Raw genomic sequence first — 7,977 nt, forward strand, 5'->3', positions numbered from 1 at the left:
CGCGCCGGGCGGCCGCCGGCCGCGGCCGGGGGGCGGCGGGGCGGGCGCCGCCGCGCGGGCCCGGGGGGGGGGGGGGGGGCCGCGGCCCCCCCCCCCCCCCCCCACCCCTCAGGCGTTTCCGTCCCCTCGCCCGTTTCCGCCCCTCACCATTGCGCGCGCCCCGACCGCCGGCGCCCGACCGCGAAACGCGACCGCTGAAACCCGACGCCGATGCCCGGCCACCGACGCCCCACCGCCGGCACCCCGGCCGGGCGACCGGCCCAGCGCCCCTTCGGCCCAACCAGCGGGCTCCGCGCCCGGTCCGGCCGTAACGTGAAGATCCCCCACCGACCCGGCCGGATCATGGGTAAAGTAAGTAAAGCGTCAAACACGCGACAAGATCGTTCATGGTGTGCCGGGAAGTCTGGTCGGCGAGTGCTTCGTCCTGCCTGCTCGTCCGGAGGTCTTCCCCGTGGCCGCGCCCCCCAGCACCACCCCACGCAAGTTCCTGGGCCTGATGTCCCTGCCCGAGCGGAACTTCGTGGCGGACGCGCTGCGCACCGAGACCGTGGGCGGAGTACTCCTGCTGATCGCGGCGGTCGCGGCCCTGATCTGGGCGAACACCCTGCCGCACAGTTACGAAGCCGTCTCGCACTACCACTTCGGACCGGCCGCGCTCGGACTCGACCTGTCCGTGGAGCACTGGGCGGCCGACGGACTGCTCGCCATCTTCTTCTTCGTCGCCGGCATCGAGCTGAAACGCGAACTGGTGGCCGGGGATCTGCGGGACCCGAAGGCCGCGCTGCTGCCCGTGGCCGCCGCGATCTGCGGCATGGCCGTTCCCGCGCTCGTCGACGTCCTGACCAACGTGGCGGGCGGGGGCTCGCTCGACGGATGGGCCGTCCCCACCGCCACCGACATCGCCTTCGCCCTCGCCGTACTGGCCGTCATCGGGACGTCCTTGCCGTCCGCGCTGCGCGCCTTCCTGCTCACTCTCGCCGTCGTCGACGACCTGTTCGCGATCCTGATCATCGCGGTCTTCTTCACCAGCTCCATCAACTTCGCGGCGCTCGGCGGGGCGCTCGTGGGCCTGGTCGTCTTCCGGCTGCTGCTGCGCAAGGGCGTACACGGCTGGTACGTGTACGTTCCGCTCGCGCTGGTCATCTGGGCGCTGATGTACAACAGCGGCATCCACGCCACCATCGCCGGTGTCGCCATGGGTCTGATGCTGCGATGCCATCCGCACGAGGGCGAGGAGCACTCCCCCGGCGAGCACATCGAGCATCTGGTGCGCCCGGTGTCGGCGGGACTCGCCGTGCCGATGTTCGCCCTGTTCAGCGCCGGTGTCGTGGTCTCCGGCGGTGCGATCCACGATGTGTTCACCCGGCCCGAGACGCTCGGCGTGGTGCTCGGACTCGTCGTCGGCAAAGCGGTCGGCATCTTCGGCGGCACGTGGCTGACGGCCCGGTTCACCAGGGCCTCGCTCAGTGACGACCTGGAGTGGGCCGACGTCGCCGCCGTCTCCACACTCGCCGGCATCGGATTCACCGTCTCCCTGCTGATCGGCGAACTCGCCTTCCAGGGCGACACGAGCCTCACCGACGAGATCAAGGCCGCCGTCCTGATCGGCTCGTTCATCGCGGCCGTGCTCGCCACGGCGCTGCTGAAGATACGCAACTCCAAGTACCGCTCGCTGTGCGAGGCCGAGGAACGCGACGAGGACCACGACGGCATCCCCGACATCTACGAGGAACACAAGCCGGCGTACCACCTGCGCATGGCGGCGATCCATGAGGAAAGGGCCGCGGAACACCGCAGACTTGCCGAACTGGCGGGTGGGGCAAGCGAGGGGAACGACGGTCCGGCATGATCTGACAGGACCGTACAAACACATGCAGAAGAGGGAGATCGCGATGAGCGCACCCGACGGGAGCCCGGTCGGTGCCGAACGCAGCATCGGCCAGTTGGTCGCCGCGGCGACGACCGAGATGTCCGCGCTGGTGCACGACGAGATCGCGCTGGCGAAGGCGCAGCTCAAGCAGGACGTCAAGCGCGGTGCGGTCAGCGGCGGGGCGTTCGCGGCGGCCGGCGCGATCCTGATCTTCTCCCTGCCGATGCTCAGCTTCGCCCTCACGTACGGCATCCGGACCTGGAGCCACTGGAATCTCGCGATCTGCTTCCTGCTGTCGTTCGCGGCGAACGTGTTGATCGCGGCCGTGCTCGCGCTGATCGGCATGATCTTCGCGAAGAAGGTCAAGAAGAGCCAGAGCCCGCAGAAGGTGGCCGCCTCCATGAAGGAGACGGCGGGTGTTCTGCCGAACGCCAAGCCGCACCCCCGGCCCGAACCGGTCGAGGACGCCGTCAAGGCTGTGGCACGCTCATCCTCATGACGGACCCCGCCACACCTTCGGCGCAACCCACCTCGGTCGTACGGATCGACCTTCCCGGCGACCACAAAGTCACGCACCGGGACGTGGCCGCCAACGGCGCGCGCTTCCACATCGCCGAGCTCGGCGACGGGCCGCTCGTGCTGCTGCTGCACGGCTTCCCGCAGTTCTGGTGGGCCTGGCGGCACCAGCTCGTCGCGCTCGCCGACGCCGGGTTCCGGGCCGTCGCCATGGACCTGCGGGGTGTCGGGGGCAGCGACCGCACCCCGCGCGGCTACGACCCCGCCAACCTCGCGCTCGACATCACCGGGGTCGTACGCTCCCTCGGCGAGCCCGACGCCGCGCTGGTCGGGCACGACCTCGGCGGCTATCTGGCGTGGACGGCGGCCGCCATGCGGCCCAAGCTCGTCCGCCGGCTCGCGGTGTCGTCCATGCCGCATCCGCGGCGCTGGCGCTCCGCGATGCTCTCCGACGTCAGGCAGACGACGGCGGGCTCGTACATCTGGGGATTCCAGCGTCCCTGGATCCCCGAGCGCCAACTCCTCGCCGACGAAGCCTCCCTGGTGGGCCGTCTGGTGAGCGACTGGTCGGGTCCCCGGCAGCCGGACGAGGACACCCTGGAGACGTACCGCCGGGCCATGCGGATCCCCTCGACGGCGCACTGCTCCATCGAGCCGTACCGGTGGATGGTGCGCTCCATGGCGCGCCCGGACGGCATCCAGTTCAACCGGCGCATGAAGCGGCCGGTGCGCGTGCCGACCCTGCACCTGCACGGCTCACTCGATCCGGTGATGCGGACGCGGAGCGCGGCGGGCTCCGGGGAGTACGTCGAAGCGCCTTACCGCTGGCGGCTGTTCGACGGGCTCGGCCACTTCCCGCACGAAGAGGATCCGGTCGCTTTCTCCACCGAACTGATCAACTGGCTGAAGGATCCGGAACCTGATCGGTGACACCTCGGTCACCCGTGGGTGACCGCGTGACCGCGCCCGGTGCCGCGTCCGGAACGCGGACCGTGAACACCTGTCCTACGAACGGCCACTTGCCCCGCGCATAGGCCAATTGAGGGGCCGGGGCGAGGTTATCGACCTTGGGGCGGGGGCAGACGTCGGGGTATGGGCTGGACGCACGACTACAGTGACGCAGCACGCAATCGCCGCTCGGCCACGGGTCTGAGCTCTCGTCAGGGGGGCACCCCGCAACTGGCGGGCACAGATCCGCGTGTGGGGATTCCGCACATTCTGCGGCGCCGGGCCCGCTGGGTCTCCGTGCGGCTGCGCCATCCCCGCGGCTGAGATCCGGGCAGCACCCGCTCAGCGGTAGAAACCCTGCCCGCGCCCTCCGTACGGCCGAGGTCCCGCCCGCACCTTCATGCGGTGAAGACCCCGCCCGTGCCCTCCATCCGGCAGAGGCCGGGCCTGGAGGTCAGAGCGCGCAGCTGTCGCTGTCCACCTGCTGGTCGGCCGTACGCCCCTTGGCGATGTCCTGCCGGACCTCGTCCGCGGTGAGGGCGTAGCCGGTCTCGGCGTCGTCGAGCGACTTCGCGAAGACCACGCCGTACACCTTGCCGTCGGGTGTCAGCAGCGGTCCGCCGGAGTTGCCCTGACGGACCGTCGCGTACAGCGAGTAGACATCGCGGCGCACCGTCTTGCGGTGGTAGATGTCCGGGCCGTTGGCGGTGATGCGTCCCCGAACGCGCGCGGGCTGGACGTTGTACGAGCCGTTCTGCGGGAACCCGGCGACGATCGCGCTGTCGCCGCTGGTCGCGTCCTTGGCGCTGAACCGCAGCGCGGGCGCCTTCAGGTTCGGTACGTCGAGGACGGCGATGTCGCGCTCCCAGTCGTACAGGACGACCGTGGCGTCGTACTTCTTGCCCCGGCCGCCTATCTGGACGGTGGGTTCGTCGACCCCGCCGACCACGTGCGCGTTGGTCATCACACGGCGGTCGCTGAAGACGAAGCCGGTGCCTTCGAGGACCTTGCCGCAACTCTGGGCGGTGCCCATGACCTTGACGATGGAGTTCTGCGAGCGGGTGGCGACGGGGCTGGCGGCGAGCTGGGGGTCGGGCGGCCGGACCTCGGTGATGGGCTCGTTGGCGAACGGGCTGAAGACCTGCGGGAAACCGTTCTGCGCGAGGACCGAGGAGAAGTCGGCGAACCAGGTGTTGGCCTGGGCGGGCAGCGCGCGGGAGACCCCGAGCAGCACCTTGGAGTTGCGGACCTCCTTGCCGAGCGTCGGCAGTGTCGTGCCGGCGAGGGCGGAGCCGATCAGCCAGGCGACGAGCAGCATCGCCACGACGTTGACCAGGGCGCCGCCGGTCGCGTCCAGGGCTCTGGCCGGGGACCAGGTGATGTACCGGCGGAGTTTGTTGCCGAGGTGGGTGGTGAGGGCCTGGCCGACGGAGGCGCAGACGATCACGACGACCACGGCGACGACGGCGGCGGTCGTACTCACCTTGCTGTCGTCGGTCGTCCAGCCCCAGACGACCGGGAGCAGGTAGACGGCGACGAGACCACCACCCAGGAAGCCGATCACCGACAGGATGCCGACGACGAAGCCCTGGCGATAGCCCACGATCGCGAACCACACGGCGGCGACGAGCAACAGGATGTCCAGCACATTCACGAAGGTCACCTTGTCATGCGCGCCAGTCGAGCGGGACCTGCTTCTCGCGGTCCCACGGACGCTCCCAGCCCGCGAAATGCAGAATCTTGTCGATCACTCCGGCAGTAAAACCCCAGACCAGGGCCGATTCGACCAGAAATGCCGGACCTCGGTGGCCGCTCGGGTGGACGGTGGTCGCACGGTTGGCCGGATCCGTGAGATCCACCACGGGGACGGTGAAGACGCGGGCCGTCTCGCCCGGGTCGACGACGCCGACCGGCGTCGGACGGCGCCACCAGCCGAGGACCGGGGTGACCACGAATCGGCTGACCGGGATGTACAGCTTGGGCAGCACGCCGAAGAGCTGGACGCCGCTCGGGTCGAGGCCGGTCTCCTCCTCGGCCTCGCGCAGCGCTGCATTCAGCGGTCCGTCGGTCTTCGGGTCGCCGTCCTCGGGGTCGAGGGCGCCGCCGGGGAAGGACGGCTGTCCGGCGTGCGAGCGGAGGGTGCCCGCCCGTTCCATGAGCAGCAGCTCGGGGCCGCGCGGGCCCTCGCCGAAGAGGATGAGCACCGCGGACTGGCGGCCCGTGCCGTTCGCCGGCGGCAGGAAGCGGCTGAGCTGGAGCGGTTCCACGGTCTCCGCGACCTGCGCGACCGGGCCCAGCCAGTCGGGCAGACCGTCCTTGCTGAGCACCGGCCCGCCCTGCGCGTCGCTCGCGTTCCGTGTGTTGCCTGCGTGCTTCATCGCCACCCCCGTTCTGCTCTTCCCAACGCCCGCCGAGGCCGTGTTCGTTCCGTCATCCGGCACCCAACGGCGGCGCGGGCCTGCCGCCCGCGTCCAGATAGGCCTGCGGGGGGTTGAGCCGCTGTCCGGGGAAGCCGCCCTTCTCGTACTTCAGGAGCTTCTTCGCCTTCTCGGGGTCCGTCTCGCCCTCCCCGTACGCGGGACAGAGGGGAGCGATGGGGCAGGCGCCACAGGCGGGCTTACGGGCGTGGCAGATGCGGCGGCCGTGGAAGATCACGTGGTGCGACAGCATCGTCCACTCGGTCTTCGGGAAGAGCCCGCCGACGGCCCTCTCGATCTTGTCCGGGTCGGTCTCCGCGGTCCACTGCCAGCGCCGCACGAGCCGCTGGAAGTGCGTGTCCACGGTGATCCCGGGCCGCCCGAAGGCGTTGCCGAGTACGACGAACGCGGTCTTGCGGCCCACTCCTGGCAGTTTCACGAGATCTTCGAGGCGGCCGGGCACCTCGCCCCCGAAGTCGTCCCTCAGGGCCTTGGAGAGCCCTATGACGGATTTGGTCTTGGCCCGGAAGAACCCGGTCGGGCGCAGGATCTCCTCGACGTGCTCCGGGTTGGCCTCGGCGAGGTCCTCGGGGGTCGGATACCTGGCGAAGAGCGCCGGCGTCGTCTGGTTCACCCTCAGGTCGGTCGTCTGGGCGGACAGGACCGTGGCGACGACCAACTGGAAGGGGTTCTCGAAGTCGAGCTCCGGGTGGGCGTACGGGTACACCTCGGCGAGTTCGCGGTTGATGCGGCGGGCCCGGCGGACGAGAGCGGTGTGCGACTCGTTCCGCGCGGGTGCCGCCTTCCTGGAAGCTGCCTCACCGGACGCCGCCTTCTTGGAGGCAGCCTCCCCGGACGTCGCCTTCTTGGCGACGGATTTCCCGACAGCCTTCTTGGCGGCGGTCTTTCCGGCGTCCTTGCCGGTCCTGCCCGCGGCCGTCCCCCCGGAAGCGGCCTCGGCCCGAGCCGTCTTCTTGGCTGCCGTTTTCGCGGGTGTCACCTTCTTGGCGGTCCGAGGGGCCGTCTTCTTCGCGCTCTTCCCGCCGGCGGTCGTCGACGCAGCCCCGGACGCAACCGCTGACGCCGCCTCCGGCACCGCCTTCACCGGCTTCGACTTTGCCGCTTTTGCCTGTTCTTTGGTTCCGTCGGGGGCCTGTTCGCCCACAGCGGAATCACGACGTACAACCACCCGCCCAGCCCCCTTGGCCTGTGCTCTCACCGGCGATTTGGACACCCGGCCAGCCTAAAGCCCGGCACCGACATCCGCCCCGGACCCTGAAGATCGGCCCCCAATTGGCCCCCTGCCGCACTCGTTGGGACGCCAGTACGGCAGACTTGTGACTGATCACACTGTTTGGACCGTCCGGCAAGATGGGGAACACGGTCCCCTGGTACCAAGGGGAGCACGGTCCCCTGAGCAGGTCGACAAGGAGAGAACTCGTGGACGACGTTCTGCGGCGCGCCCCGCTCTTCGCGGCGCTCGATGACGAGCAGGCCGCGGAGCTCCGCGCCTCCATGAGTGAGGTGACCCTCGCGCGAGGCGACGCCCTCTTCCATGAAGGCGACCCCGGCGACCGCCTTTATGTGGTCACCGAGGGCAAGGTGAAGCTCCACCGCACCTCCCCCGACGGGCGCGAGAACATGCTGGCCGTCCTCGGCCCCGGTGAGCTGATCGGCGAACTGTCGCTGTTCGACCCGGGCCCGCGCACGGCGACCGCCACCGCGCTCACCGAGGTCAAGCTGCTGGGCCTCGGCCACGGCGACCTCCAGCCCTGGCTGAACGCACGCCCCGAGGTGGCCGCCGCTCTGCTGCGCGCCGTCGCGAGGCGCCTGCGCAAGACCAACGACCAGATGTCCGACCTGGTCTTCTCCGACGTGCCCGGCCGTGTCGCGCGTGCCCTGCTCGACCTGTCGCGCCGCTTCGGTGTGCAGTCCGAAGAGGGCATCCACGTCGTGCACGACCTCACGCAGGAGGAGCTCGCCCAGCTCGTCGGCGCCTCCCGCGAGACCGTCAACAAGGCGCTCGCCGACTTCGCGGGCCGCGGCTGGCTCCGCCTGGAGGCCCGCGCGGTGATCCTCCTGGACGTGGAGCGGCTCGCCAAGCGCTCGCGCTGACGCCTACGGCCGTACGTCGACGGGGGGGGCCCCCCCCCCCCCCCGGGGGGGGGCCCCGCGGGGACGCCCCCCGCCCGCGGGGCGCCCGCGGGGGGCGCCCCCCGCCCGACG

Annotated in this window: 8 protein-coding genes; 5 read left to right on the plus strand and 3 right to left on the minus strand. The window is 70.5% G+C overall.

Features of this window, described 5'->3' with window-relative positions; genetic code table 11:
- Positions 1-496 precede the first annotated feature (496 nt).
- From nhaA to ACFXGX_RS22270, 4 genes are all read left to right on the plus strand, one after another.
- Entirely contained in the window at positions 497-1,849 is a 1,353-nt protein-coding gene (gene nhaA / locus ACFXGX_RS22255; protein WP_384794045.1) for a Na+/H+ antiporter NhaA, read from the plus strand.
- Positions 1,850-1,892: 43 nt separating this feature from the next.
- Complete coding sequence (locus tag ACFXGX_RS22260) at positions 1,893-2,369, plus strand: phage holin family protein (RefSeq protein ID WP_384793935.1); 477 nt, start codon at positions 1,893-1,895, stop codon at positions 2,367-2,369.
- On the plus strand, positions 2,366-3,316 hold the full coding sequence (locus tag ACFXGX_RS22265; protein ID WP_384793938.1) for an alpha/beta fold hydrolase: 951 nt from the start codon (positions 2,366-2,368) through the stop codon (positions 3,314-3,316). Before ACFXGX_RS22260 ends, ACFXGX_RS22265 begins: the two co-directional genes overlap by 4 nt.
- 162 nt (positions 3,317-3,478) lie before the next feature.
- Positions 3,479-3,658 (plus strand): hypothetical protein, encoded by a 180-nt coding sequence (locus tag ACFXGX_RS22270; protein ID WP_384793941.1) that lies wholly within the window; start codon positions 3,479-3,481, stop codon positions 3,656-3,658.
- 130 nt (positions 3,659-3,788) lie between these two features.
- Here ACFXGX_RS22270 and ACFXGX_RS22275 read toward each other — a convergent pair whose 3' ends face one another.
- The 3 genes from ACFXGX_RS22275 to nth are packed head-to-tail and all read right to left on the minus strand — an operon-like array spanning position 3,789 to position 6,751.
- A complete protein-coding gene (locus ACFXGX_RS22275) occupies positions 3,789-4,988 on the minus strand; it encodes a MarP family serine protease (protein ID WP_384793944.1) in 1,200 nt (399 codons plus the stop codon).
- A gap of 13 nt (positions 4,989-5,001) precedes the next feature.
- Positions 5,002-5,712 (minus strand): CoA pyrophosphatase, encoded by a 711-nt coding sequence (locus tag ACFXGX_RS22280; protein WP_355759393.1) that lies wholly within the window; start codon positions 5,710-5,712, stop codon positions 5,002-5,004.
- A 52-nt stretch (positions 5,713-5,764) separates the two neighbouring features.
- On the minus strand, positions 5,765-6,751 hold the full coding sequence (gene nth, locus ACFXGX_RS22285) for an endonuclease III (protein WP_384793949.1): 987 nt from the start codon (positions 6,749-6,751) through the stop codon (positions 5,765-5,767).
- Between the two features lie 440 nt (positions 6,752-7,191).
- On the opposite strand from nth, the gene ACFXGX_RS22290 reads away from it, so the two are divergent.
- Positions 7,192-7,866, plus strand: a complete 675-nt coding sequence (locus ACFXGX_RS22290; RefSeq protein WP_006382668.1) for a Crp/Fnr family transcriptional regulator — start codon at positions 7,192-7,194, stop codon at positions 7,864-7,866.
- The last annotated feature ends 111 nt before the right edge of the window (positions 7,867-7,977 follow it).

The sequence above is a fragment of the Streptomyces sp. NPDC059371 genome, from assembly GCF_042751995.1.
Taxonomy (GTDB): Bacteria; Actinomycetota; Actinomycetes; order Streptomycetales; family Streptomycetaceae; genus Streptomyces.